Here is a 25,684-nt window from a genome sequence, read left to right as displayed (position 1 = left end):
GCTGTTGGCCCTCGTAGCGACAGCATGTCTGGCTATCTTTTTGATAGTCAAATTCGGGCTTGCACCCGCGGCGGGCGAGTGGGCCGGCACCGTCAAGATCGGTCCATGGCGCCTGGAGGTCGGCGTACCCACGGCGGTGCGCCTCGCCACCTCTCCCTGGCTCGCACCGCGGCTCGACGGGCACTCTCTCGACACCCGGTTCGGCACCGTTCATTTCGCCTGGAAGGACGCCGGCGGCATGCTCGAAATGCGCTGCGCGCCCTGCAGCGTGGAAATTCCGGCGCTCGGCACCCAGCCCATCCAGGTCGAAGGCCTGGTCGCCACCGTGAGGCGTGACGGCAACACGCTGGCCGGCACCATCGCGGCCACGCCTCGCAATGCCGGGGCCGACGCCGTAATCCAAGGCCAGTGGGAAGGACGCCTCGCGCCCAAGGGCCTGCAGCTCAGTGCCGACATCAAGGACGCGCCCATCGCCCGCTGGTATGCGGTGCTCGCGCCCGACCTGCCCGAACTGCAGCGCGCCCGCATCGGCGGCACGCTGGCGCTGCGTGGGCACATCGCGCTGCCCGAAGCCACGTTCGCGGTCATTCCCACTGTCAGCCAGTTCACCGTGGAAGGGCTGGGCACCGAAGCCATGCTCGGCGCGCGCACCAGTTGCGGCGCGCCCTCGAAGCTGGCCAACGACAGCTGGCTGACGCGGGCCGTCATCGCGGCCGAGGATCAGCGCTTCTTCACCCACCCCGGCTACGACCTGACGGAAATCGTCGCTTCGATCGACAACAACCAGAAAGACGGCCAGACCAAGCGCGGCGGCAGCACGCTGACGCAGCAGCTCGCCAAGATGCTGGTAACCGGCAGCGACCGCACAGCGGAACGCAAGCTGCGCGAACTGCTCTACGCAGTCGAAATGGAGCAGACCCTGGGCAAGGCGCGCATCCTGCAGCTTTATCTCGACAACGCACCCTGGGGCGGCAACCTGTGCGGCGCCGAAGCCGCCGCGCGGCGCTATTTCAAGCGGTCGGCGCGCAACCTGGAGCCCGCGCAGGCCGTGTGGCTCGCGGCCATGCTGCACAAGCCGCAAGCGGTGCTCGAGCAATGGCGGCGCGACGGCCGCATCGACCCCGACCGCACCAAGTGGGTGGCCGAGAGCGTGCGCGGCATCAGCCGCAACCAGCGCGAGTCGCTGCTCAAGGGCGTGGCGGCGGCCAGGTTCACGGCGCCGGAGGCCGTGCCATGAACGAGGTCGAGGCCATCGAGCGCGCCACGGTCGCCGCCGTGTCGCCCCTGGCCGTCGAGGAGCTCGACGGCTGGCTGCTCCCCTTCGACGACGGCACCGTCAAGCGCGCCAGGTCGGCCGTTCCGCTGCACCGCGAAGCGGTGAGCGACAGCACCCTCGACCGCATCGAAGACCGCTACGACAGCCATCATGTCGTGCCCGCATTTCGCCTGGCCGACCTGCCCTGCTTCGATGCGCTGCGGGCCGAGCTGGAGCAGCGGCACTACATGGGAGATTCACCCACCTGCGTACAGCTCGGCACCGCACGGCGCATGCGCCAGGTGGCGGCGGCCGATGCAGCGTTGGCCGATGTCGATCCCGCGCCCGACGACGCCTGGGCCACGCTGTTCCTCGGAGAGGGCTTCGATCCGGTGGACGGTGCCCACCGCGTGCGGGCGCTGTCCCGCGCCAAGGGTTCGCTCTATGCCAGCGTGCGCGAGGGCCGTCGCACCGTTGCGGCAGGCGCCATGGCCTTCGGCCATGGATGGGCCAGCGTTCACGGCATGCGAACCGAGCAGTCGCAGCGCGGACGGGGCCTGGCCGGGCGCGTGCTGGCCGGCCTGGCGCAGGCCGCGCTCGAACGCGGCTTCGAAAGCGTGTTCCTGCAGGTCGATGCACACAACATGCCGGCCCATGCACTCTACCGGCGAGCCGGGTTTTCCACGCAGTGGCAGTACCGCTACTGGCAGCGGCAGCAGTGGCCGCGCTGACTGCGCTAACCTAAAACCTGCACCCCCACGGGTGGCGCGGTCGGGTCGTTAGTGCCACCATGGCTGCATGATGAACGCAAACCACCACGCCAACCACCCCACAGATCCCGTGGCCACGCCGCGCGGCATCGACCACATCGTGGCCGGTGTTTCCACCAGCGATGGCGACGGCGTCAAACTCACCCGCGTGCTGCAGCAGCCGCTGCAGAAAAGGCTCGACCCCTTCCTGATGCTCGACTCCTTCGGCAGCGACAACCCGGGCGACTACGTCGGCGGCTTTCCCAACCATCCGCACCGGGGCTTCGAAACCGTGACCTACATGATCGCGGGCCGCATGCGCCACCGGGACAGCGCGGGCCACGAGGGACTGCTGCAAAACGGCGGCGTGCAATGGATGACGGCCGGCCGCGGGCTGGTTCACAGCGAGTTGCCCGAACAGGAAGAAGGCCTGATGGAGGGCTTTCAGCTCTGGCTCAACCTGCCGGCCAAGGACAAGATGCGCGAGCCCTGGTATCGCGACATCCAGAGCGAAGAAATTCCCGAATACACCACCGCCGCGGGCGTGCACGTGCGCGTGATCGCCGGCGAAAGCCACGGCATCGAAGGCGCGGTGCGGCGCGAGCACACCGAACCCCTCTATCTCGACATCAGCCTGCCGCCCGGCGCCGAGTTTGCCCAGCCCTTGCCGGACGATCACAACGCGCTGGTGTACGTGTACCGCGAATCGCTGTGGGTTGCCGGCAGCGAGGTGCCCACGCGCCGCATGGCCATTCTTGCGAACGACCTGGGCAGCGACGGCCTGGTGCTGCGCGCGGGTGCGACCAACCACAGCCCGGCGCGCGCGCTGCTGATTGCCGGCAAGCCGCTGGGCGAGCCCATCGCGCAGTACGGGCCCTTCGTGATGAACACGCAGGAAGAGGTGAAGCAGGCCGTGCACGACTTCCAGAACGGCAAGTTCGACGGGTAGCGGTAGCGATTGGGTTTGCGACGGACCGGCATGTAGTCGCAGGCCTACCGAAAATCGGCACCGTGCGCAGGTCACAGGCGGGAACGCGGCGCATAGATTGACGGCCATGCCCTCCAGCACGCCCCGCCACAAAACGCCAACGACCAAGGCCCCTCTAATCCGCAAGGGACAGGCACCTGACACGTTGAAGCGCGACCAGTTTCACGAGCGCTTCATGCAGCCTTTCCAGGACCCGGCCTTCGAAGCCGAAAAAGACGCGCTGCAGCGCGTCGAACTCATTGCGTGGGAGGCCTACCAGCAGGGCCGCAAGGCGCCCGTCACACGCAAGGCCGGTCCCGGCTATGCCGACCCCGAATACGAGCTGTCCGTCGACTGGCTCGAAGCCAAGGCGCGCATCGATGCGGCAGAGGCCGCGTGGCGCAGCCCGCAGACGCGCTCGCGCGTGCTGCTGGTCAACGGCTCGCCGCGCAACGACGGCACCTGCCCCGGCGAAATATCGAAGACATGGCGGCTGGTGCAGCTTGCGCGCGAGGTGCTCGAAAGCTGCGGCATCGAGGCCGACGTGCTCGACCTGAGCCTGCTCGCCTCCGACTACGGGCGCTACATCCACCCCTGCAAGGGCTGCGTTTCCACCGCCATGCCGCTGTGCCACTGGCCCTGCAGCTGCTACCCCAACCATTCGATGCGCCAGACCGGCGACTGGATGAACGAGATCTACGAGCGCTGGGTGGCCGCGCACGGGGTGATCGTGTTCACGCCCACGCACTGGTACCAGGCGGCCAGCCCGCTCAAGCTCATGATCGACCGGCTGGTGTGCGCCGACGGCGGCAACCCCGACCCCACCAGCACCCATGGCAAGAAGCCCGAGGAAGCCAAGGCGCTCGAGCTCGAGGGCTGGGGCTATCCCAAGCACCTCGACGGCCGCGTCTACGGCGTGGTGGTGCACGGCGACGTGGCCGGCACCGAGAGCCTGCGCCGCAACCTGTCGGACTGGCTCGACTGGATGGGCCTGGTCGATGCGGGCCCGCAGGCCCGGCTCGACCGCTACATCGGCTACTACGAGCCCTATGCCACCAGCCATGACGCGCTCGACGCCGACGCCGACTTGCAGGAAGAAGTACGCAACGTGGCACGCGCCGTGGCGCTGGCGGTCGGCGAGCTGCGTGCCGGCAAGCTGCAGCCGCCCGATCGCGGATTGAAACGTCCCAGGCCCAAATAAGTCACGCTGCGAGCGGCGCGGCGCCAACGCTGTTCATGATTCTTTACGCACGCTCACTTCCGGCTCACCTGGGAGATACAGAGGTCTTCCACACTTCGTCTCACCTGCTGCCCATTGGCGGCGGGCTTCTTCGAAAGGAAGCACTTTTCATGATCTCTCTTCGCCAACGCATCGTCTGGGCCAGCCTTCTCGGTTCGGCCGCCCTTGCCTCTTCGGGCGCTTTTGCACAGGCCCCCGCTGCGCCGAGCACTTCTTCCACCCCGCCTGCCGCCGTTGCGCAGGCCGACGGCGCGGCGCCCAAGGCGCAGCACAAGCGCACGGACCCGGCCCAGCGCATGGAGCGCATGCAAGAGCACCGCGCCAAGCGCCTGGTCGCGCTGAAGGAAAAGCTCAAGCTGAGCCCCGCGCAGGAAAGCGCATGGACCAGCTTCGCATCGGCCAGCCAGCCGCCGGCCGGCGCCCGCCCGCAGCGCATGGACCGCGCGGAATTCGCCAAGCTCACCACGCCTGAGCGGCTGGAGCGCATGCAGGCCCGCCAGGCTGAACGCAGTGCAAGGTTTGCCAAGCGCGCCGAAGCCACGAAGACCTTCTATGCCGCGCTGACGCCCGAGCAGCAGAAGACCTTCGACGCCGAAACGGTGCATGCCGGCATGCACGGGCATCGGGGCCACCGCGGTCACCATGGCCATGGCGGTCCTGACCATTCCGCCGCGCCTGCCAAGAGCTGACCCGGTCCAACGCGTCTGAATGCAGCGCCTGAAAAGGCGAATGCATGAAAAAGCCCGCAATGCCTCGTGCATCGCGGGCTTTTTTCGTACAAAGGAGCTTATTTACTGAGGCGTGCCGGTCTTCTCGGTCGGGTTCGTCGGCACGTCCGGACGCTCGCCGCGCTGGCCGAACTGGGGCTTGGTCTTGCGGGCCTGCTGGCTGACCTCCGCACGCGACATTTCGCCGGTGGGTTGCGGCATGGCGTTGGGCTGCGCGTTCACTGTGGTGCTCGCTTCACCCTTCGGCACCAGGTTGTTGGCGTTGTTGCGGTTGTGGGCGCGCGCCTCGGCCTTCACGGCCTCGCGGGAGTTCGGCATGCTGTTGTCGGGGCGCTGCGGCGGATTGGGCACGCCCGAAGGCGTCTGCGTACTGGCCTGGCCGCCCACCGCCGGGTCGGGCTGGGCGGGTATCGATGTGGCTTGCGCCATGGCGGCGCCGGCGGCGGCCATCAGGCCGGCCAGCAGCGTGGCGTGAAAGATTCCGTGCTTCATGGTGTGTTCCTTTGCTTGTCTCGTCGGACGAAATGAATGAAGGGAGAAAGGCGGACCACTTCCTTGGGCCCTGAAATCACCGTAGGAGGCCCGAAATGGCATCTGTGTCGGGGTGTGGCAGGCCTGCCTGTAGGAGCCGACCGCCCTGCGGCGAAGGGCGCGGCAAAGGCGGTGAAAGAAGGTGGCGCGTTCCTACAGGCGCGGGCGGCCCGGCAACGTACAACCACAGCACAGATGTCTTCTTCCCCGATTCCACTCGCTGCCACGGCGCCGACCTCGCTCAAGGTGATGACCGTGAACACCCACAAGGGCTTCACCGCACTCAACCGAAAGTTCATTCTTCCGGAGTTGCGGGACGCGGTGCGCACCGTGGGTGCCGACGTGGTGTTCCTGCAGGAAGTGCTCGGCACCCATTCGCGCCATTCGCGCAAGGTCAACAATTGGCCCGAGGCGCCGCATTACGAATTTCTGGCCGACACCATGTGGCCGCAGTTCGCCTATGGGCGCAACGCCGTGTACCCGAGGGGCCATCACGGCAATGCGGTGCTGTCGAAATTTCCGATCGTGCATTACCGCAACCACGACGTGTCAGTGGCCGGCCCTGAAAAGCGCGGCCTGCTGCATTGCGTGCTGCGCCTGCCCGGCCGCACCGTCGATGTCCATGCGATCTGCGCCCACCTCGGCCTGGCGGAGACGCACCGGCAGCAGCAGCTGGAGCTGCTGTGCCACATCGTGCGCGACGAGGTGCCGGCCGATGCGCCGCTGATCGTGGCGGGCGACTTCAACGATTGGCGCGGTCGCGCCCACCAGGTGCTGGAAGAAGGCGCCGCGCTGCGCGAAGTGTTCGTTCATGCGAACGGATCGGCCGCCAAGACCTTTCCGGCGCGCTTTCCCCTGCTGTCGCTCGACCGCATCTATGTGCGCAACGCAGGCGTGCATGCGCCCGTGGTGCTGCCGCGCAAGCCCTGGTCGCATCTGTCGGACCATGCGCCGCTGGTGGCGAACATCGACCTCTGAAGATGGACCACGCCCATGCCTTGCGCAGTTCGCCCCGCGCCTTGGCTTCCATCGAACAGGCCGGTGGGGCCTGAAGGCGGTTGCCATGAATAACAGCGGCCAATGGGTCGGCGGCAACCGCATTGCGCTGCTCGAAAACGGCGAGGAGTTCTTCCCGCGCGTGTTCGAGGCCATCCGCCAGGCGAAGCGCGAGGTGATCATCGAAACCTTCATCCTGTTCGAGGACAAGGTCGGCTCGGCGCTGCATGCCGCCATGCGCACGGCAGCCCAGCGCGGCGTGAAGGTCGACATGCTGGTCGACGGCTTCGGCTCGCCGGATCTTTCGCGCGAATACATCGAGGGGCTGAGCTCGGTTGGCGTGAGGGTGCGTGTGTTCGATCCGGGCCAGCGCATCCTCGGCCAGCGGCTGAACGTGTTCCGCCGCATGCACCGCAAGATCGTGGTGGTCGACGGCGAGCTTGCGTTCGTCGGGGGCATCAACTATTCGGCCGACCATCTGCTGGACTTCGGGCCCAAGGCCAAGCAGGACTACGCGGTCGAGCTTCGCGGGCCGATCGTGGCGCCGATCCACCAGTTCGTGCTGCGCGCCATTGCGCTCGGCGACAAGGGGCCCGGCTGGTTTCGCCGCCGCCTCAAGCAGGCGCCGCCGGCGGCCCGGGAGCCCGTCGGCGAAGTGGAAGCGATGTTCGTCACGCGGGACAACCGCCGCCACACCAACGACATCGAGCGCCAGTACCTGGCCGCGATCCGTGCCGCACGCCGGCGCATCGTGATTGCCAATGCGTATTTCTTTCCGGGCTACCGGCTCATCAAGGAACTGCGGCGCGCAGCACGGCGCGGCGTGGACGTGCGGCTCATTCTGCAGGGCGAGCCCGACATGCCGATCGTCAAGACGGCCGCGAGCATGCTGTATCACCACCTGCTGCATGCGGGCGTGCGCATCTACGAATACTGCGACCGGCCGCTGCACGCGAAGGTTGCGCTGGTCGACGACGACTGGACCACGGTCGGCTCGAGCAACCTCGACCCGCTGAGCCTGTCGCTTAATCTCGAGGCCAACGTGATTGCGCGCGACAGGGCATTCAACCAGCTGCTGTGGCAACGCATGGACACGCTCATGTGCAAGAGTTGCAAGCAGATCGGCGAAGCCGACCTGGAGAACGGATGGAGCGGCTGGCGGCTGGTGCGCAGCTTCTTCATCTTCCACTTCTTGCGCTGGTATCCCTCGTGGCTGGGCTGGTTGCCGCGCCAGGTGCCGCGCCTGACGCTGGCCGAAGCCACCGAGCTTGCCGAAAAGCGTGAGCAGCGCGAGAAGGCCGGCGAGAACGGTGCCACCCAGACGACGGAAGCAGCATGAACCGCCAGGCTGCTCCCAGGGCTAGGTAAGCGGACTGCACAGCGGCTTTCCTATGAGCACCATGAGCCTCGCGCATCGCCCCTGGTGGCCCTGGCTGCGCCGCATCGCGGTCTGGGGCTTTTTCGGCCTCATCGCGTGGCTGCTCGTGAACCAGGCGCGCGCCATCGATTGGCAAGAGGTGTTCGACGCCATGCGCGCGCTGCCCGTGGCCACGCTGCTCCTGGCGGGCTCGCTTGCCGCGAGCAGTTTTGCGACCTACAGCACATACGACCTGCTGGGCCGATATCTCACCCGGCACCCGCTGCGCGCAGGCACGGTGATGGGCGTGACCTTCATCAGCTATGCCTTCAACCTCAACCTCGGTTCGCTGGTGGGCGGCGTGGCGTTTCGCTACCGGCTCTATTCGCGCCTGGGCCTTTCCAACGACACCATCACGCGCGTTCTCGGCTTCAGCATGCTGACCAACTGGCTCGGCTACTTGGTGGTGGCGGGCGCGGCTTTCTGCTTCTGGCCGATGGTCTTGCCAGACGAATGGAAGATCGACAACGGAGGCCTCCGCATTCTGGGCGCGGTGCTGTTGCTGCTGGCTGCGGCTTATCTTGTGCTGTGCGCGGTGGCCAGCGGGCGCGTCTTTCGCATACACCGCTATCTGTTCAAGGTGCCGAAGCTGCGCATGGCGCTGCTCCAGCTGGCCATGTCGTGCCTGAACTGGTCGCTGATCGGTGGTGTGATCTGGGTCTTGCTGCAAGGCCAGGTGGCGTATCACCAGGTGCTCGCGGTGCTGCTGGTGGCCGCGGTGGCGGGCGTCATCACGCACGTGCCGGCGGGGCTCGGCGTGCTGGAGGCGGTGTTCATTGCCCTGCTCTCGCACCAGGTACCGCAAGGCAAGCTCCTGGGCGTGCTGCTGGTCTATCGGGGGCTCTATTACCTCTTGCCGCTGGCCGTGGCCACCGTGGCTTACTTCGTCACCGAATTGCGCACCCGGCGCCTACGCACCAGAACGCGCTGAGCGTTCTCGCCGAAGCTGCGTCCCACGCCCAGCACCTCGGTGAACTGGCCGCCCTCGAAGTAGATGCCGCGCGCTGTCTTCGAACGCGTGAGCTTTCATGATGTGGGTTTTGAACGCAAATGATGGGAAGGGTGAGGAAATAATTACTTTCCGGCCCCTTCCTCGCCTTGCGTCGAGCTATTGCCATGTCGAAAGGTAGGACTTGTTCAACAAAATTGCAGAAAAGGTTTTGTTGCAGTGCAGCAATTTACATGGCCGCGGCCTATAGTGGTGTTCATTCATCCTCATAGATCGGCCGTCGTCCCATGTCGTCTCTCACCTCTGCCGCCCGTTTGGCCAACCCGCTGATGCTGTGGGCCGACGTGGCCCTGAAGACCCAGGAAATGCTGCTGTCTTCCGGCTCCGTGATCCAGATGCGCACCGAGCGCATGGCCAAGGCGGGCCTCACGCCCAGCCCCGTCGATCTCGCCGAATTCCAGCTCATGGGCAATGAAAAGCTCGCCGCGGCAGGCGAATCGGGCGTTGCCATGGTCAAGCAGTGGCACAGCAGCCATGTTTCATTGGCGAACCGCGCACTGCAGCAGTGGCTTCTCAGCGCAGGGGCTTTTCTGTCGATGGCCGGCAGCATCACGCCTGCGCAGGCGGCGGTGCGAGGCGATGCCTTCGTGAAGGCGACCACCCGCGCGGCGAGCACGGCCGGCCAGCTTTCCGGTGCGGCCGTTCGCATTGCCCGCGAAGGGCTGAAGCCGATTCACGCCGCGGCCACCTCGAACGCCCGGCGCCTGGCCGAGTTGCGCGCCTGAGCGAGGCGCGTCAGCCGCGCGCCGGCACCAGCGTCACCAGCGTGATTTCCGAAGGCGCGCCAAAGCGCTTCGGCGGTCCCCAATAGCCGGTGCCGCGGCTCACGTAGATCCACATGTCGTGCAGCCGGTGCAGGCCCGCGGTGAAAGGCTGCTGCATCGGCACGAACAGGTTCCACGGAAAGAACTGGCCGCCATGCGTGTGGCCCGACAGCTGCAGCTGGTAGCCGGCCTGCGCTGCCAGCGGCGCACTGCGCGGCTGGTGCGCGAGCAGCACGCGCGTGTGCACCAGCGGCGGTGCATCGAACAAGGCAAGGTGCGGATCGCTTGCATGCGCGGGGTCGAAATGGCCGGCGGTGAAGTCGGTCACTCCGGCCAGCACCAGCTGGCTCTCGAACAGCTCTTCGTCGTTTTGCGCGCCGCGCACATTGCGCGTCTGCAGCACCACGTGCTCGTTGAGCAACACCTTCAGGCCGAGCCGGCGCAGCTCGTCGATCCATGCGTGTGCGCCGGCGTAGTACTCGTGGTTGCCCGTAACGACGAAAGTACCGTGCCGTGCACGCAGCCCGGCCAGCGGCGCGATGTGCTCGCGCAGTTCGGCCACGGTGCCGTCCACCAGGTCGCCGGTGATCGCGATGGCGTCGGCGCCGAGCCGGTTCACCGCTTCGACGATGCGCTGGATGTAGGCGCTCCTGATCGTCGGGCCGACGTGGATGTCGCTGAGCTGCGCAATCGTGAAGCCCTCGAGCGCGGAGGGCAGCCCTTGAATCGGAACCTCGACGCGCTTGATGCTCGCGGTGCGGCGCGCATTGAGAAAGCCCAGGAAAGACGCCAGCGTTGCCACTGTCAGCACGGCCATTGCGCTCCACGGCAGCGCCGCGTTCCAGTGCACCTGCATGCCCGCCAGGGCGCTGGCCAGCCAGGTGAGCAGCAGGCCCGCGTCGCGCGCCAGCGTCAGCACGAACATCGAGGAGAACCAGCCCATGCTGATCAGCCCGGTCCACTTGAGCGCGTCCTTCAAGGAGGCGTTGCGCTCGGAGCGGCGGGCGATGAAAGGCAGCGGGATCGTGAAGGCCGAAATGGCGAGGGCGACGAGCGCCAACGGCCAGGCCGGAGTGAGCATGGCCAACGCGGGCACCAGGCGCAGCGCCATGTAGACATGCAGGAGCACGGTCAAGACGCTCAGGGGACGTATCGGCATCGGGGCAATGGGAACGGGCACTGCCCGGGATACCACATGTGCAAGGCGCATGCCGCGCATTCAAGGCACCCGCTGAATTGCTGTTCGCTATTTTTTCTATAGCGCCCGGCGCCCGGATAGCAGGTGTTGTGAGCGAGGCGGGCTCCAAAGCCGGCAGCCTGGCAGGTCGTTTCCGGAGCGGGCGTGCGCACTACTGCACCGTGCGCGTGCCGGCCGAGGCCATGTCGGTGCCTGCGGGCCACAGAAACGCCACCCGGCTGGGCGTGCCGGGCAAGACATGCAGTGTCTGCTTGAGCGTGTTTCCAAGCAAGCGAGCCTCCACTTCGTAGGTGCCCGGGTCAAGACGGGCCACCATGAACGGGCCGCCCGACACCACGTTGTCGATCAGCGCCGTGCCGCTGCTGTCGCGCACCGTGACGTGAACGTCGGCCGCGAATTCGGCGCCCTTGTGGTCCTTGATGGCAAATTCGAAAGTGGCCGGCCAGCGCGGCGCAACGGTTTCCATCAGCTTGGCCTCGTCGCTGCCGATGCCGCCGCTCATGTATTCGATGCCGTGTGTCATGTGGATCGGCGGGTTGACCGCCGCATGCGCCGAAGAAAGCGCCGCGAGAAGAACGGCGCCGCAGAGCGTGGCGGCCGCTGCGGACCGCGTGGGCAATGAAATCCGGGTGGTCATGGTCTGAATCCTTTCTTCCTTGTCTGCGTGGCGGGACGCCACGGCGCCACTGTGCGGCGCACGGCTTAGACAAGGCTTAACAGGAAAGGACCAGCGTCTGCCCCGGGCCAAGGGCGGGGAGAAAAAAACGGCGCCTAGCGGGCGGCGGAAGTCTGCGCGAGCGCCTGCGTTTGCGGCGGCGGTGGCATCACCGAAGCCATGTCGAAGTTCGACGGCCACATGAAGACCGCGCGGGCCGGTACGCCGGCAATCACGGTCAATGTCTGCGTGATCGTGAGGCCGCCGAGCGTCACGTTCACGTCGTAGGCGCCAGGATCGAGCCGGGCCAGCATGTAGGGGCCTTGCGACTGCGCTTCCATGATGGGACGCCCCGTGTACTTTTCGCGCACCTGAACCGCCGCGCGCGCCGGGAAATTGCCCTTCTGCGTGCTGTCGTTGACGCCGAACTCGAGCGTGGCCGCCCAGCGCGGCGACACCATCTGCATGAACGCCGCCTCGTCCTTGCCGGTGCCCCCGCACATGTATTCGACGCCTTGCGCCATCTGTATGGGCGGGTTCGAGAACGCATGGGCCGATGTCGTCATCGCCCCGAAGAATGCTGCTGTGCCGCCCAATACCAACGCAGCCATCGGCTGCCGGAGACGCATAAGGTTCATTGCTTCGATGTCCTCGATCATGGGTGACGTGAATCCGTCGAGGATTTTGCTTAGCAAGAGTCGGGCTAGATATAGCGTTTACGAGGAACGATCCTCGCGAACGGATTGAGCGCTATTGTTTTAATAGCTGATGACGTCAGTGTGACGGGACTCTCCGCCATTTTTAACCTTCCTCTATGTGAAAACCCTGAGAACGGGTGCCCGTACGCCCGATTCGGCCCGTGGCACGTGACCAGCGCCTACACCGGTGCATCGCCCCGCTTGTTATGAAGAAGTTCGTACAGAAAAGGAGCTTCCAATGAACATCCGATCCAAGATCGAAGCAGTCCAGAAAATGGACGCGCAGCGGCCGGACTTTCCGGGTGAGCACCTCGCGGTTCTGGGCGCGGGCGTGTTGCTGCTGTTGACCGCGGGACGCAGCCGCTCGCTGGGGCGCCGCGTGCTGGCCGGTGCTGCCGGCGGCGCTCTCGTCGGTCGCGCGGCAAGCGGCACCGGTGGGTTGGCACGTGTCGCACGGCTGTTGCAGGGCGGTATGGGTGGTGGGCGCCGGTCGATGCGGGTGCCTTAGTAGCGGACCACGCAGGATCCGGCGCGTTTACCAGTCGACGGTAAGTTTCGATGCCGCCATTGATTGAATTCAATTCAATTCAATGTAAAAAATATTCACCCGAATTGGACGTTGAAGCGATCGCCGTAATTCCATCGAATTTGAACCGTGAACGATCTCTCGATATCGATTCAAAATCAACGGAGCTGCATGCTCGCACCAGCGGCGCAAAAGCGAATCTAGACTCGCCTGGGCTTATCAATTCAGATGCCCTTCGCGCCGCTTTCGCGGCTTTCCGAGACAGTCAGAGCTGGCCGCAAATCTCCCGTTTGCAGGCCCCGCTTCGTGGAGATTTTCTTGACGATCAGTCGACGTACTTCAATGCAGCCGGATCATTTTTTTCAGTCCTGATCGTTGCAGGTTGCGGAGATTAAGGAGGCGGCGGAGCCGGCAACGGCGCTTGGCCTGCAAATTCTCCGGCTGCTCCCAAGACCGAGACCTCCGGGTTCGTTTCCGTGAACGGGAAAAACCTCTATCACGTGCGCCTGGGAAAAGGAATTCCGGTCGTCTTCCTGCACGGCGGCTTGGGCCTGGATCATCAATATTTCCGCCCTTTCATCGATCCGCTTGCCGACAACGCCCGGATCATCTGCTACGACCAGCTGGGGCAAGGAAAATCAGAGCGGCCGGCCAGTTTTGACGAGCTGACCTTCGAACGCCTGAGCTCCAATTGCAACGCCTTGACCAAGGCGCTCGGCATCGACAAATTTGTTCTTGTCGGCCACTCGTACGGCGGATTTATCGCGCTCGACTTTGCGCTTCGGTTTCCCCATCGTCTCGCAGGCCTGGTGTTGTCGTATGCCGCGCCGGACACCTTCCTTCGTTCAGCGCAATCCGTTGGGTGGAACGCCTGCCCAGCAGGCAGCCTTGGGGCAATTGCTGATGGCTCCGGCCAGCAGTGATGAGGATCTTCGTAAAAAATGGACCGAGGTGGCGCCCTTGTATTACAACAATGCGAACCCGCCCGCCGGGGGTCATTGCAGATGTCGACCAAAGGACAATTTATTCCGCCGCGGCATTCAACCGCGGCAATCAGCTTCTTGCCAGCTACAACCTTGTTTCGCAGCTGCCGTCGATCAATGTTTCCACCGCCGTTCACTACGGCGCGGGCGATATCTGGCGTTTTGGGGACGATGAGAAGCTGGCAAAGAATATCCGGGGTGCGACCCTGAAGTACTTCGCCAACAGCGGGCACTGGCCGTTTCAGGAAGAGCCGGCGGAGTTCATCCGCTACATGCGCAGTTTTATTGCGAGCTTGCCGGGCTGAGCCTGCCGGACGATTCGGTCGGGGTCATCAGAATTAGGCGTCTGCTGAGCCTGTTGGGATTCGAATTCGTTGGATGAACGGCAGCCGAGCGTTCTGCGTGACTACCGTTCACCTGGCCCTTCGTCGGATGGGGGCAGGTTTCGGGCCGATGATGACGGAGGAGTTCTCGCTGTCGTAGACGCAGGCGCGGTTTTTTTTGACGAGATCGAGCTCCATCACGAGTTACCCGACCTTGCACCCCAAGGCTGCGATTTTTGCTTCGCAGTCGGTGGCACCCCGGCAACGCCTGCCTACACGTCGATATTCGCAGCCCGCAGCGCGTTCTGCTCGATGAACTCGCGCCGCGGTTCCACCTCGTCGCCCATCAGCATCGTGAACACGCGGTCGGCTTCGATGGCGTCGTCGATCTGCACGCGCAGCAGGCGGCGCACGGTCGGGTCCATGGTGGTTTCCCACAGCTGTGCGGGGTTCATTTCGCCCAGGCCCTTGTAGCGCTGGCGCGAGGTGGCGTTTTCGGCCTGGCCGATGAGCCACTTCATCGCAATGCGGAAGTCGGCCACTTTTTCTTCCTTGGCGCGCTCGCCTTCGCCGCGGCGGACGATGGCGCCCTCGCTGCTCAGCAGGTTGCGGAAGGTGTTGGCGGCTTCGGCGAGCGCGGCGTAGTCGGCGCCGTGCACGAAGTCTTGTGTGATCACGCTGCTCTTGATGTTGCCGTGGTGACGGCGGCTGATGCGCAGCAGGGGCTTGTCGGTGCGGGCGTCGAACTCGTTGCTCACCTCGGCCGGCACGCCGGTGGTGTTGAGCTCGCGCAGCTTGGCCTGCAGCGCCACGGCCGAGGCTTCGGCCGCAGGCGTGGTGTCGAGGTCGAGCGCCACGCCGTCGGCAATGGCGCGCAGCGCCTCGGCGTCCATGAAGTTGCGCAGGCGTGCAATCACGGCTTCGGCCAGCTGGTGCTTGCGCGCCAGTTCGGCCAGGGTGTCGCCGGCCAGCGTGGTCGAGCTGGTGCCGCCGGTCTCGATGCTCGCGTCTTTAAGCGCCACCTTGAGCAGGAAGGCGTCCAGCGCGGGGCCGTCCTTCAGGTACTGCTCTTCCTTGCCGACCTTGACCTTGTACAGCGGCGGCTGCGCGATGTAGATGTGGCCGCGCTCGACCAGCTCCGGCATCTGCCGGTAGAAGAACGTGAGCAGCAGCGTGCGGATGTGCGCGCCGTCGACGTCGGCGTCGGTCATGATGATGATGCGGTGGTAGCGCAGCTTGGCGACGTTGAAGTCGTCCGCCCCGCCGCCCGCACTGGTGGCGCCGGCGCGGCCGATGCCGGTGCCCAATGCCGTGATCATCGTGAGAATTTCGTTGCTGGTGAGCAGCTTCTCGTAGCGCGCTTTTTCCACGTTCAGGATCTTGCCGCGCAGCGGCAGGATGGCCTGGAACTTCCGGTCGCGACCCTGCTTGGCGGAGCCGCCGGCGGAGTCACCCTCCACCAGGTACACCTCGCAAAGCGCCGGGTCCTTTTCCTGGCAGTCGGCCAGCTTGCCGGGCAAGCCCATGCCGTCGAGCACGCCCTTGCGGCGCGTCATTTCGCGCGCCTTGCGGGCGGCTTCGCGGGCGCGGGCGGCCTCGACGATCTTGCCGCAGATGATCTTGGCGTCGTTCGGGCGCTCTTGCAGGTAGTCGGTCAGCAGGCGGCCGACGATGTCTTCCACCGGCGCGCGCACTTCGCTGGACACCAGCTTGTCCTTGGTCTGGCTCGAGAACTTGGGCTCGGGCACCTTCACGCTCAGCACGCAGCACAGGCCTTCGCGCATGTCGTCGCCGGTGACTTCGACCTTCGCCTTCTTGGCGAATTCGTTTTCTTCGATGTACTTGTTGATGACGCGGGTCATCGCGGCGCGCAGGCCCGTGAGGTGGGTGCCGCCGTCACGCTGGGGAATGTTGTTGGTGAAGCACAGCACCTGCTCGTTGTAGCCGCTGTTCCACTGCATGGCCACTTCCACGCCGATGTGCGTGCCGGGGATGCCGCCGTAGGTGTCGGCCGGCTTTTCGCCCGCTGCATAGAACGAGTTCGGATGCAGGACGGTCTTGCCCTTGTTGATGAATTCCACGAAGCCGCGCACACCGCCGGCGCCGGAGAAGTCGTCTTCCTTGCCGGTGCGTTCGTCGAGCAGCCGGATGCGTACGCCGTTGTTCAGGAAGCTGAGCTCGCGCAGGCGCTTGCTCAAGATCTCGTAGTGGAAATCGTTGTTTTCCTTGAAGATTTCCGTGTCGGGCAGGAAGTGGACTTCGGTGCCGCGCTTGTCCGTTTCGCCGATGATCTTCATGGGCGAAACCTCGAAGCCGTTCACGGTTTCGAGCAGGCGGTTCTGCACGAAGCCGCGGCTGAATTCGAGTTCGTGGATCTTGCCTTCGCGGCGCACGATCAGGCGCAGCTTCACGCTCAGCGCGTTCACGCAGCTCACGCCCACGCCGTGCAGGCCGCCCGACACCTTGTAGCTGTTCTGGTTGAACTTGCCGCCGGCGTGCAGTTCGGTAAGCGCAATTTCGGCCGCCGAGCGCTTGGGCTCGTGCTTGTCGTCCATCTTCACGCCGGTCGGGATGCCGCGGCCGTTGTCGGTGACGGAAATCGAGTTGTCGCTGTGAATGGTCACGACGATGTCGTCGCAATGGCCCGCCAGCGCTTCGTCGATGGAGTTGTCGACCACTTCGAACACCAGGTGGTGCAGGCCCGTGCCGTCGGAGGTGTCGCCGATGTACATGCCGGGGCGCTTGCGCACCGCCTCGAGCCCTTCGAGGATCGTGATCGAGCCTTCGCCGTAGCTGGTGTCGGCGGGCGTGATCTCGATCGGCACCGCACTCTCGATCTCGGGCGTGTAGACCGGTTCGGTGTGGGGTACTTCGGGCTTGTTTTCTTCTGCACTCATTCGGATATTCCTCTATCTCTCACGGCATTCACGGGATTTTTCGGGCCTTGGCGGCCTGCTTTTCCTGCCTCTTGAAAGCGCAAACCCGCGGAAGGCCGCGGGCTGTCTGCGCAAGGCGCTGTGTTTTCTGTCTTCTAGATTCGCATCGGCATCACGACATATTTGAAGGATGCGTTCTCGGGGATGGTTAAAAGGGCCGAGCTGTTGGAGTCGGCCAGGTCCAGCTTGACCATGTCCTGGCCCATGTTGGCCAGTGCGTCGATCAGGTAGGTCACGTTGAAGCCGATTTCGATGGCGTCGCCGCCGTAGTCGATGTCGAGTTCGTCCTGCGCTTCTTCCTGCTCGGCGTTGTTCGATGCAATGCGCAGGGTGCCGGGCTCGATGTTCAGGCGCACGCCCTTGAACTTCTCGCTCGTCAGGATGGCGGTGCGCTGCAGGCTGGCCAAAAGCGGGGCGCGGCCGAGCGTGACGCTGTTCTTGTGGTTCTTGGGAATCACGCGGTTGTAGTCGGGGAACTTGCCCTCGACCAGCTTGGTGACGAACTCCATGCCGCCGAAGCTGAACTTGGCCTGGTTGTTCGCGAACTGCATCTCGATGGCGCCTTCGGCATCAGACAGCAGGCGCTGCATTTCGAGCACGGTCTTGCGCGGAAGAATGACTTCCTGGCGCGGCACTTCGACGTCGAGCGTGGCCGACGAAAACGCCAGGCGGTGGCCGTCGGTGGCCACCAGGCTCAGCTGCTTGCCTTCGGCCACGAACAGGATGCCGTTGAGGTAGTAGCGGATGTCGTGCACGGCCATGGCGAACGAAACCTGCGAGAGCAGGTCCTTCAGCGTCTTTTGCGGCACGCTGAACACGGGGCCGAAATTGGCGGCTTCCTGCACCAGCGGAAAGTCTTCGGCCGGCAGCGACTGCAGCGTGAAACGGCTCTTGCCGCCCTTGAGCACCAGCTTGCTCGCGCTCGATTCGAGGCTCACGGTCTGGTCGGCCGGCATGGTGCGCAGGATGTCGATCAGCTTGCGCGCGCCGATGGTGGTGGTGAAGTTGCCTTCATCGCCGCCGAGCTCGGCCGTGGTGCGGATCTGGATCTCGAGGTCGCTGGTGGTCAGCTGCAGCTGGCCGCCGGTCTTGCGGATCAGCACATTGGCCAGGATGGGCAAGGTATGGCGCCGTTCCACGATGCCTGCCACCGACTGCAGCGCGGCGAGGACTTTGTCTTGGGTTGCCTTCAAAACGATCATGTCTTCTTCCTCTTCTCTTATCTCTTTGAATCCGCTTGTAAGACGCCATTCTCCGCTGTTGCGGGTGGCTTTCTTGATGACATCCGGGGTCAGCCCTTGAGCGTTTGTTCGAGCACGTGGAGCTGCTGGTTGAGTTCGGTGAGCTGCTGGCGCTCGCCCGAAATCTTGCGCACCGCGTGCAGCACCGTCGTGTGGTCGCGCCCGCCGAACAGCTCGCCGATTTCCGGCAGGCTTTTCTGGGTGAGTTCCTTGGCCAGGTACATCGCGATCTGCCGTGGCCGCGCAATGCTGGCCGGGCGTTTCTTGCTGTACATGTCGGCGACCTTGATCTTGTAGTAGTCGGCCACCGTCTTCTGGATATTTTCGACCGAGATCTGCCGATTCTGGATCGACAGCAAGTCGCGCAACGCCTCGCGCGCCAGGGCGATCGAGATTTCTTTCTGGTTGAAGCGCGAGTACGCCAGGATCTTGCGCAGCGCGCCTTCGAGCTCGCGCACGTTGGATCGCACGTTCTTGGCGACGAAGAACGCGACTTCCTCGGGCATTTCGGCCGATTCGGCGCGCGCCTTGTTGATCAGGATGGCCACGCGCATTTCGAGCTCGGGCGGCTCGATGGCGACCGTGAGGCCCGAATCGAAGCGCGACACCAGCCGCTCGTGAATGTCGGCCAGGCCCTTCGGATAGGTGTCGCTGGTCATCACGATGTGCGACTTCTTGGCCAGCAGGGCTTCGAACGCGTTGAAGAATTCTTCCTGCGTCCGGTCCTTGTTGGCGAAGAACTGCACGTCGTCGATCAGGAGCAGATCGAGCGAGTGATAGCGCTCCTTGAACTCGTCGAAGGTCTTGCGCTGATAGGCCTTGACCACATCCGAGACGAACTGCTCGGCATGGATGTAGAGAACTTTGGAATCGGGCCGGTCGGCGAGCAGCCGGTTACCCACAGCGTGCATCAGGTGGGTCTTGCCCAGGCCGACGCCGCCGTAGATGAACAGCGGGTTGTACAGGTGGCCCGGCATGCCGGCCACGTGCATGGCCGCGGCGCGCGCCATGCGGTTGGCCGTACCCTCCACCAGGGTGTCGAAGGTCAGCCCCGAATTCAGGCGATTCTTGAAGCCCGCCGCCGCCGGCTCTTCGCCCGGCCCGGCCACGTCGCGCGGCACATCGGTTTCTGCCATGACGGCAACCGGTGTAGAGCGCACGGGTGCTTCGCGAGGAGCGAGCGCTAACTCTACCGCCACCGGCTGGCCGTACATCTTCTCGGCCATGGCGGCGATCTTGCCGGCATACTGGGCCCGGATCCAGTCGAGCTTGAAGCGGTTGGCAACGAACACCGTCATGCGCGAAAGGTCGTCGGTGACCTGCGCCGTCAGGGGTTTGATCCAGGTGTTGAATTGCTGCTCGGACAGCTCCTGCGCGAGCTGGTCGACACAGGCCTGCCAGAGGCTCTCACCGATGCCGTCAGTCGACATGGGTGCTTGAAAAAGTGGTGTGTCCCTCGTCCATTTTTTTGGTATATGTATTGTGGATATTCTCTGCTGCAAGGCGGTCCGCATTCTAACTTGTCAAAACCTTATCCACATCCCCCGGGCCACCATGCAAAGGCCCGCAAACTTACTCGATGTTTGGTGTTGGGCCGAATGTTTGCGATAATTGCGGGTTTCCCTGAAAACCTCATTGCGTCTTTCGGGGGTCATCCGAAAAACGCTCCCAGCGCCCGCGTGTCCCATATCGCCCTTCCGGGCTTCATGGGGCATCGTGGATATCGGGGGAATCAGCAGGAAATCTCATCATGAAACGCACTTACCAAGCATCCAAAGTCCGCCGCGCCCGTACCCACGGCTTTCTGGTCCGCATGAAGACCCGTGGCGGCCGTGCCGTCATCAACGCACGCCGCGCCAAGGGCCGCAAGCGCCTGGCCGTCTGACGGCAGCCCCTCTGCCGTTGCCAGCAGCCGACCCGCCAGCGCCAGCTTCTTCAGCCAGTGCTTCTGGCGTGTCCGGCCCGGCTCCGATGCAGCGGCTCAAGACCCGCGCGCAATTCCAGGCCGTCCTCGCAGGTGCCACCGTGGCGCGCACTGCTCATTTCGCATTGCATCGTTGCGCACTCGATTCAACATCGAGCGCGCAGCCCTTGTTCGCGTCCGACGATGTCTGGCTGGGCGCCATGGTGCCCAAGCGCTGGGCGCGCCGCGCGGTCACGCGTAACGCCATCAAGCGCCAGATCTACACCGTGAGCGCCGCGCCCGACGCCGGCCTGCCCCGTGCGGCGCACGTGGTGCGGCTGCGCGCGGCTTTTGACCGCAAGGAATTCGTGAGCGCCAGCTCGGACAAGCTCAAGGGCGCCGTTCGTGCCGAGCTCCAGCAACTGCTGGCGCGGGCCGCGCGCTCCTCCGCATCCTCGTCATGAAACGCCTGCTGATCGGCCTCGTGAAGGGCTATCGCCTGTTGCTGAGCCCATGGCTTGGCCAGTCGTGCCGCTTCGAGCCGACCTGCTCGCTTTATTCGATCGAGGCGCTGGAAGTTCACGGCGCTCTCAAGGGCAGCTATCTCACCCTGCACCGCATCGTGCGCTGCCAACCCTGGTGCCAGGGCGGGCACGATCCGGTTCCACCGGCATCACAGTGTCGCACTGACAAGTCAGGCTCGCTGTTTTCGTCTCTCCTTTCCTCCGACAAGAAGTCTTCGTCATGAACGATATACGCCGCACGATCCTGTGGGTGATTTTTGGTTTCTCGCTGGTGTTGCTGTGGGACCAATGGCAGGTCTTCAACGGCAACAAGCCCACCTTCCTGCCGTCGAGCAAGCCGGCTGCCGTGGCCACCGCGCCGGCGGGCAGCACGCCGGCCGCCGGCAACGGCGTACCGACCGCGTCCACCGCCGGTGGCAGTGCAGCAGCCGTGCCCACGCAAGCCGCGCCGGTCGCCCCGCGTGAGCAGGTCAGCGTCACCACTGACCTCTTCAAGGCGGTGATCGACAGCGAAGGCGCCACGGTCAACTACCTCGAACTGCTGAAGTACGAAGAGGCGGACCGCACGAAGCACGTGGTTCTGTTCGAGAACGACTCTCCCGCCACGCGCTACCTGGCGCAAACCGGCCTGCTGAGCCAGACCGGCGAAGCCTTTCCCAACCACCTGACGCAGATGACGCCGAAGGCCGGTCCGCGCGAAATGGCCGAAGGCCAGAACACGCTCGAAGTGAGCTTCGAAAGCGCGCCCTCGGGCGGCCTCAAGTACGTCAAGACCTATGTCTTCAAGCGCGGCGACTACACCATCGGTGTGCGCCACGAAGTCGTCAACGTGAGCGACCAGCCGCGCGACGCGCAGCTCTACATGCAGCTGCTGCGCCACGGCACGGTGGCGGCGGGCACGATGTTCGGCACCAACACCTTCACCGGTCCCGCGGCATACACCAACGAAAAGAAGTTCCACAAGCTCGACTTCTCGGACATTGCCAAGGGCAAGGTCGAGCCGCCACCGGCTGCCAACGACGGATGGATTGCGATGGTGCAGCATTACTTCGTGTCGGCCTGGCTGCTCAAGGGCGACCCGGCGAGCGAACAGCTCAAGCGCGAATTCCGCGTGAAAGACCTGGGCAGCAACCTCTTCACCGTCGCGATGGTGGCCACGCTGCCGAAGATCGCCCCGGGCCAGACCCAGGTGGTCAACAGTGCGCTGTTCGCCGGCCCCGAAGAAGAAAAGAAGCTCGAAGCCATTGCACCGGGCCTGGACCTGGTCAAGGACTACGGCATCTTCGCGATCATCTCCAAGCCGCTGTACTGGCTGCTGAACCAACTGCACGGCATTCTGGGCAACTGGGGCTGGGCCATCGTGGCGCTGGTGGTGCTGCTGAAGGCGGCCTTCTACTGGCTCAACGCCAAGGCGTACGCCAGCATGGCCAAGATGAAGGCCATCAACCCCAAGATCATGGAAATGCGCGAGCGGCTGAAGGACAAGCCGCAAGAAATGCAGCAGGAGATGATGCGCATCTACAAGACCGAGAAGGTCAACCCGATGGGCGGCTGCTTCCCGATCGTGATTCAGATTCCCGTGTTCATCGCGCTCTACTGGGTGCTGCTGTCGTCGGTCGAAATGCGCCATGCGCCGTGGATCGGCTGGATCACCGACCTCTCGGCACCCGACCCCTGGTACATCCTGCCGATCGTGATGACGCTCACCTCGCTGTTCCAGACCTGGCTGAACCCGACGCCGCCCGATCCGATGCAGGCCAAGCTGATGTGGATCATGCCGCTCGCATTCAGCGTGATGTTCATCTTCTTCCCGGCCGGCCTGGTGCTGTACTGGATCACGAACAACGTGCTGTCGATTGCGCAGCAGTGGTTCATCAACAAGCGGCTGGGCGTGCTGGGCAAGTAAGCCGCAGGGGCTTCCGCCTCACCGCAAACACCAGCAAAGGGCCGCATCCGCGGCCCTTTTCCTTTTTGCTGAAAGAATCGCGCTTCCATGACCTTCGCCCGCACCACCGATCCCATCGTCGCCATTGCCACCGCCTCGGGGCGTGGGGCTGTGGGCATCGTGCGTGTCTCGGGTGCGCGGCTCGCGCCGCTGATCGACGCGCTCTGCGGCCGGTCGCTGAAACCGCGCGAAGCCACCTACCTTCCCTTCCGCGATGCGGCCGGCGAGCCGGTCGACCACGGCCTGGCGATTCACTTTCCCTCGCCGCATTCGTTTACCGGCGAAGACGTGCTCGAGCTGCAGGCCCACGGCGGCACGGTTGTGCTGCAGCTGCTGCTGGCGCGTTGCCTCGAGGCCGCCGCCGAGCCCGATCCGGTCACCGGCCGGCCGCGGCTGCCCGGCCTGCGCGTGGCCGAGCCGGGCGAGTTCAGCCAGCGCGCCTTTCTCAACGGCAAGATCGACCTGGCCCAGGCCGAAGCCATTGCCGACCTGATCGACGCCAGCACCGAGGCGGCCGCGCGCAGTGCAGGCCGATCGCTCTCGGGCGCCTTCTCGCGCGAGATCCATACGTTGCGCGACGCGCTGATTCACCTGCGCATGCTGGTCGAGGCGACGCTCGACTTTCCGGAAGAGGAAATCGACTTTCTTCAAAAAGCCGATGCGACCGGGCAGCTGGTGAGATTGCAGGCGCAACTGGCAGCGGTGCAGCAGCGCGCGAAGCAAGGGGCGCTGCTGCGCGAAGGCATCAAGGTTGTGATTGCGGGCCAGCCCAATGCAGGCAAAAGTTCGCTGCTCAATGCGCTGGCCGGCGCCGAACTGGCCATCGTGAGTGCGGTGGCGGGCACGACGCGCGATGTGGTCTCGCAGACCATCCAGATCCACGGCGTGCCGCTGCATGTGGCCGACACCGCGGGCCTGCGCGACAGCAGCGACGAGGTCGAGCAGATCGGCGTTGCGCGCGCCTGGGGCCAGATCGAGAGCGCCGATGCCGTGCTGTTCCTGCACGACCTGACACGTGCCGGCCTGCCCGACTATGCCGCCGCCGACGCGGAGATCTTGCGCAGCCTGCGGCAGAAGCTGCCCGCGAGCGTGCCGGTGCTCGATGTCTGGAACAAGCAGGACGCCGCGCCGGTAGCCGGCATACCCGCCTCGGCCCAGGGCATCGCCCTTTCCGCCAAGACCGGCCTCGGGATCGAAGCGCTGCGCGAACAACTGCTGGCCATGGCGGGCTGGCAGTCGGTGCCCGAAGGCGTTTACCTGGCACGGGCGCGCCATGTGCAGGCGCTGGGCCGCGTCCAAACCCACCTGGAGTTGGCTGCAAGCCACTTGGCGGCGCAAGCCCAGTTGCTCGATCTGCTGGCCGAGGAGTTGCGCCTCGCGCAGAACGCTCTCAACGAAATCACCGGCGAATTCGGCGCGGACGACCTGTTGGGTGTCATCTTTTCGCGCTTCTGCATCGGCAAATAGCGACAGCTGCAACGAAAAACGTAAAGAGTTGTAGCCGAAACCCGCGGCCTTCGCGGATACTTCGGCACAGATGCGGGGGTTGAGAAAAGCATGTCCATCCAGAACCTGAGCCGCGCCATCGCGGACAACAACAGCAACGACGCCTTCGCGTTGACGCTCAACGTACAGCAGTGGGAAACGCTGGCGGGCTACCTGCAGCCCATCGATACCAGCGTTGGCGACGTTCTCATCGAACAAGGTACGCACGACCGCTCGGTGTATTTCCTCGAGGGCGGCGCCATCAGCGTGCATCGCGTGAGCAGCAAGGAGCAGATGAAGCTGGCCGTGCTCATGCCGGGGGCGGTGGTGGGCGAAGGCTCTTTCTTCTCGCGTGAGCCGCATTCGGCCAACGTGGTGGTCACCGGCGCGGGCCGCGTGTGGCGCCTCACGGCGATCCGTTTTGCGGAAATGTCGAATCGGCAGCCCAACCTGGCCCTCGAAATCGCCATGGGGCTCGGGGCGGTGATCGCCAAGCGCATGGCGCACCGGACCAAGCGCGTCGCAGTGACCTGAACGTCCATCGGATCAGCTCCGCAATTCGGGCCCGGACGGCTCTTCGCAGCCAGTTTTTGAAATCGTTTTCCTAGAAGTCAGTCGTCATGGCCTTGATCTGTCCGGTGTGCAACGCGGAGAACCGCGAAGGCGCAAATTTCTGCAGGAGTTGCGGCGGCAAGCTGGCGCCCGCAGCGCCTGCGCCGATGGCGCCGCCCCCCGCCCCCGACAGCCGGTCGCAGCGCGAATGGGCCGCTACGGCGCCCGCGCAATTGCGCGCACCCACGATTCCCGGCGGGCTTTTCGACGGCAGCTTGCCGATCGCTTCTCAAGCCGCCTACGCGCATGCCGGCTCGCTGGCCGATGAGAAGACCGTCATCGTCGGGGCGGGTCGCTCCAAGCGGCCGCCCTCGCCGCCGCGCGAGCCCCGGGCCAAGAAGGCCTCGAGGCCTCGGACACCGCGCCCTGCCGGCGCGGAGGTGCGCAACAAGCCGCCGCGTATGCGCGGCATCCTGCTTTGGCTGGCGTTGCTGGCCGCGGGGCTGCTCATGATCGTCGCCGGCTGGTACGGCTACGGAAAGGGCACGCCGACCGAACAAGCCGAAGCAGCGTCGCCCGCTGCGCCTGTTGCCGCGCCCGCCGTGGCGCCTGTCCCTGCATCGCCGGCCTCCGAGGCCGCGCCGCTCGCCTCGCCGCCCACCGAGCCGGCGGCTGCAGCAGACGCGGAAATCGCCGCGACAGCCTCGCCCATGCCGGCCGCGGCAACCTCGAAGCCGCCGGCTGCCGCGGCCAAGCCCCGCAAGCCGGCGCCAGCGCCGCCGTCGCAGCCCGGCGCGCCCGAGGCCGCACCGGCAATGGCCGCCGCGCCCGCGCCGCAGCCCGTTGCGGCGGGGCCGGCCGATCCGATGTCCATCTGCGGCGACCGCAATTTCATCGCGAAGGCGCAGTGCATGGCTGCGCAGTGCCTCAAGCCCGAATTCAAGCCGCACGCGCAATGCGAGGCGGTGCGCCGGCAGCAGCGAATCGAAGAAGAAAAGCGCAATCCCACGCTGGTCAACTAACTCGCCTCCAGGCTGACGCGCACGCCGGCCGGCGGAG

27 protein-coding genes are annotated in these 25,684 nt (G+C 65.0%); 20 read left to right on the top strand and 7 right to left on the bottom strand.

The features are described 5' to 3' along the window. Window positions 1–40 precede the first annotated feature (40 nt). From ABIC94_RS02105 to ABIC94_RS02085, 5 genes are all read left to right on the top strand, one after another. Window positions 41–1,237 carry a biosynthetic peptidoglycan transglycosylase gene (locus tag ABIC94_RS02105; protein WP_354370958.1) on the top strand — a complete coding sequence of 399 codons (1,197 nt, stop codon included), beginning with the start codon at window positions 41–43 and terminating at the stop codon, window positions 1,235–1,237. Continuing rightward, entirely contained in the window at window positions 1,234–1,986 is a 753-nt protein-coding gene (locus tag ABIC94_RS02100) for a GNAT family N-acetyltransferase (RefSeq protein ID WP_354370956.1), read from the top strand. The genes ABIC94_RS02105 and ABIC94_RS02100 overlap by 4 nt, the downstream gene beginning before the upstream one ends. A gap of 67 nt (window positions 1,987–2,053) precedes the next feature. Beyond that, the gene (locus tag ABIC94_RS02095) at window positions 2,054–2,953 is read left to right on the top strand and encodes a pirin family protein (RefSeq protein WP_354370954.1); all 900 of its coding nucleotides are present in this window, start codon (window positions 2,054–2,056) and stop codon (window positions 2,951–2,953) included. A 106-nt stretch (window positions 2,954–3,059) separates the two neighbouring features. Then, window positions 3,060–4,172, top strand: a complete 1,113-nt coding sequence (locus tag ABIC94_RS02090; RefSeq protein WP_354370952.1) for a flavodoxin family protein — start codon at window positions 3,060–3,062, stop codon at window positions 4,170–4,172. A gap of 149 nt (window positions 4,173–4,321) precedes the next feature. Then, window positions 4,322–4,900 (top strand): Spy/CpxP family protein refolding chaperone, encoded by a 579-nt coding sequence (locus tag ABIC94_RS02085; RefSeq protein ID WP_354370951.1) that lies wholly within the window; start codon window positions 4,322–4,324, stop codon window positions 4,898–4,900. A gap of 102 nt (window positions 4,901–5,002) precedes the next feature. Here the strand turns inward: ABIC94_RS02085 and ABIC94_RS02080 are convergent, their stop codons facing one another. After that, window positions 5,003–5,431 (bottom strand): serine/threonine protein kinase, encoded by a 429-nt coding sequence (locus ABIC94_RS02080; protein ID WP_354370949.1) that lies wholly within the window; start codon window positions 5,429–5,431, stop codon window positions 5,003–5,005. A 234-nt stretch (window positions 5,432–5,665) separates the two neighbouring features. Between ABIC94_RS02080 and ABIC94_RS02075 the strand changes: the two genes are divergently transcribed. From ABIC94_RS02075 to ABIC94_RS02060, 4 genes are all read left to right on the top strand, one after another. Beyond that, entirely contained in the window at window positions 5,666–6,448 is a 783-nt protein-coding gene (locus ABIC94_RS02075; RefSeq protein ID WP_354370947.1) for an endonuclease/exonuclease/phosphatase family protein, read from the top strand. Between the two features lie 85 nt (window positions 6,449–6,533). Further along, complete coding sequence (clsB, locus tag ABIC94_RS02070; RefSeq protein ID WP_354370945.1) at window positions 6,534–7,805, top strand: cardiolipin synthase ClsB; 1,272 nt, start codon at window positions 6,534–6,536, stop codon at window positions 7,803–7,805. A 52-nt stretch (window positions 7,806–7,857) separates the two neighbouring features. Then, a complete protein-coding gene (locus ABIC94_RS02065; RefSeq protein ID WP_354370944.1) occupies window positions 7,858–8,814 on the top strand; it encodes a lysylphosphatidylglycerol synthase domain-containing protein in 957 nt (318 codons plus the stop codon). 305 nt (window positions 8,815–9,119) lie between these two features. Further along, the gene (locus tag ABIC94_RS02060; protein WP_354370942.1) at window positions 9,120–9,617 is read left to right on the top strand and encodes a polyhydroxyalkanoate granule-associated phasin; all 498 of its coding nucleotides are present in this window, start codon (window positions 9,120–9,122) and stop codon (window positions 9,615–9,617) included. Between the two features lie 10 nt (window positions 9,618–9,627). Here the strand turns inward: ABIC94_RS02060 and ABIC94_RS02055 are convergent, their stop codons facing one another. From ABIC94_RS02055 to ABIC94_RS02045, 3 genes are all read right to left on the bottom strand, one after another. Next, window positions 9,628–10,875, bottom strand: a complete 1,248-nt coding sequence (locus tag ABIC94_RS02055) for a metallophosphoesterase (protein ID WP_354370941.1) — start codon at window positions 10,873–10,875, stop codon at window positions 9,628–9,630. Window positions 10,876–11,005: 130 nt separating this feature from the next. Continuing rightward, window positions 11,006–11,491, bottom strand: coding sequence for a hypothetical protein (locus ABIC94_RS02050; protein WP_354370939.1), 486 nt, complete (start codon window positions 11,489–11,491; stop codon window positions 11,006–11,008). Window positions 11,492–11,625: 134 nt separating this feature from the next. Next, window positions 11,626–12,147 carry a hypothetical protein gene (locus tag ABIC94_RS02045; RefSeq protein WP_354370938.1) on the bottom strand — a complete coding sequence of 174 codons (522 nt, stop codon included), beginning with the start codon at window positions 12,145–12,147 and terminating at the stop codon, window positions 11,626–11,628. A gap of 298 nt (window positions 12,148–12,445) precedes the next feature. Between ABIC94_RS02045 and ABIC94_RS02040 the strand changes: the two genes are divergently transcribed. From ABIC94_RS02040 to ABIC94_RS02025, 4 genes are all read left to right on the top strand, one after another. Beyond that, window positions 12,446–12,715, top strand: coding sequence for a hypothetical protein (locus ABIC94_RS02040; RefSeq protein WP_354370936.1), 270 nt, complete (start codon window positions 12,446–12,448; stop codon window positions 12,713–12,715). A gap of 50 nt (window positions 12,716–12,765) precedes the next feature. Next, a complete protein-coding gene (locus tag ABIC94_RS02035; RefSeq protein ID WP_354370935.1) occupies window positions 12,766–13,128 on the top strand; it encodes a hypothetical protein in 363 nt (120 codons plus the stop codon). Between the two features lie 81 nt (window positions 13,129–13,209). Then, on the top strand, window positions 13,210–13,656 hold the full coding sequence (locus tag ABIC94_RS02030) for an alpha/beta fold hydrolase (RefSeq protein WP_354370933.1): 447 nt from the start codon (window positions 13,210–13,212) through the stop codon (window positions 13,654–13,656). Between the two features lie 50 nt (window positions 13,657–13,706). Further along, a complete protein-coding gene (locus tag ABIC94_RS02025) occupies window positions 13,707–14,021 on the top strand; it encodes an alpha/beta fold hydrolase (RefSeq protein WP_354370931.1) in 315 nt (104 codons plus the stop codon). Window positions 14,022–14,311: 290 nt separating this feature from the next. Here the strand turns inward: ABIC94_RS02025 and gyrB are convergent, their stop codons facing one another. The 3 genes from gyrB to dnaA form a co-directional block, all read right to left on the bottom strand. Further along, window positions 14,312–16,936, bottom strand: a complete 2,625-nt coding sequence (gene gyrB / locus ABIC94_RS02020; protein ID WP_354370930.1) for a DNA topoisomerase (ATP-hydrolyzing) subunit B — start codon at window positions 16,934–16,936, stop codon at window positions 14,312–14,314. A gap of 134 nt (window positions 16,937–17,070) precedes the next feature. After that, window positions 17,071–18,177 carry a DNA polymerase III subunit beta gene (dnaN, locus tag ABIC94_RS02015; protein ID WP_157611122.1) on the bottom strand — a complete coding sequence of 369 codons (1,107 nt, stop codon included), beginning with the start codon at window positions 18,175–18,177 and terminating at the stop codon, window positions 17,071–17,073. A gap of 89 nt (window positions 18,178–18,266) precedes the next feature. Beyond that, window positions 18,267–19,646, bottom strand: coding sequence for a chromosomal replication initiator protein DnaA (gene dnaA, locus ABIC94_RS02010; RefSeq protein WP_354370929.1), 1,380 nt, complete (start codon window positions 19,644–19,646; stop codon window positions 18,267–18,269). 320 nt (window positions 19,647–19,966) lie between these two features. Here dnaA and rpmH point away from each other — a divergent pair, with 320 nt between their 5' ends. The 7 genes from rpmH to ABIC94_RS01975 all read left to right on the top strand — a co-directional run bounded on the left by rpmH (window position 19,967) and on the right by ABIC94_RS01975 (window position 25,647). After that, on the top strand, window positions 19,967–20,101 hold the full coding sequence (gene rpmH, locus ABIC94_RS02005) for a 50S ribosomal protein L34 (RefSeq protein ID WP_007834827.1): 135 nt from the start codon (window positions 19,967–19,969) through the stop codon (window positions 20,099–20,101). An 86-nt stretch (window positions 20,102–20,187) separates the two neighbouring features. Then, window positions 20,188–20,583 (top strand): ribonuclease P protein component, encoded by a 396-nt coding sequence (locus ABIC94_RS02000; RefSeq protein WP_354371414.1) that lies wholly within the window; start codon window positions 20,188–20,190, stop codon window positions 20,581–20,583. Continuing rightward, window positions 20,580–20,867 (top strand): membrane protein insertion efficiency factor YidD, encoded by a 288-nt coding sequence (gene yidD / locus ABIC94_RS01995; protein WP_126749322.1) that lies wholly within the window; start codon window positions 20,580–20,582, stop codon window positions 20,865–20,867. Before ABIC94_RS02000 ends, yidD begins: the two co-directional genes overlap by 4 nt. Then, complete coding sequence (gene yidC / locus ABIC94_RS01990; RefSeq protein WP_354370927.1) at window positions 20,864–22,549, top strand: membrane protein insertase YidC; 1,686 nt, start codon at window positions 20,864–20,866, stop codon at window positions 22,547–22,549. The genes yidD and yidC overlap by 4 nt, the downstream gene beginning before the upstream one ends. A gap of 87 nt (window positions 22,550–22,636) precedes the next feature. Further along, a complete protein-coding gene (mnmE, locus tag ABIC94_RS01985; RefSeq protein WP_354370925.1) occupies window positions 22,637–24,055 on the top strand; it encodes a tRNA uridine-5-carboxymethylaminomethyl(34) synthesis GTPase MnmE in 1,419 nt (472 codons plus the stop codon). Between the two features lie 90 nt (window positions 24,056–24,145). Next, window positions 24,146–24,607: a Crp/Fnr family transcriptional regulator gene (locus ABIC94_RS01980; protein ID WP_354370923.1), complete on the top strand. Its 462-nt coding sequence runs from the start codon at window positions 24,146–24,148 to the stop codon at window positions 24,605–24,607. Window positions 24,608–24,693: 86 nt separating this feature from the next. Further along, complete coding sequence (locus tag ABIC94_RS01975) at window positions 24,694–25,647, top strand: zinc ribbon domain-containing protein (RefSeq protein WP_354370922.1); 954 nt, start codon at window positions 24,694–24,696, stop codon at window positions 25,645–25,647. The last annotated feature ends 37 nt before the right edge of the window (window positions 25,648–25,684 follow it).

Source organism: Variovorax paradoxus (assembly GCF_040544635.1).
Taxonomy (GTDB): domain Bacteria; phylum Pseudomonadota; class Gammaproteobacteria; order Burkholderiales; family Burkholderiaceae_C; genus Variovorax; species Variovorax paradoxus_R.
Note: the sequence above shows the minus strand (reverse complement) of the source record. Positions and strands in the feature narration are given on the sequence as shown.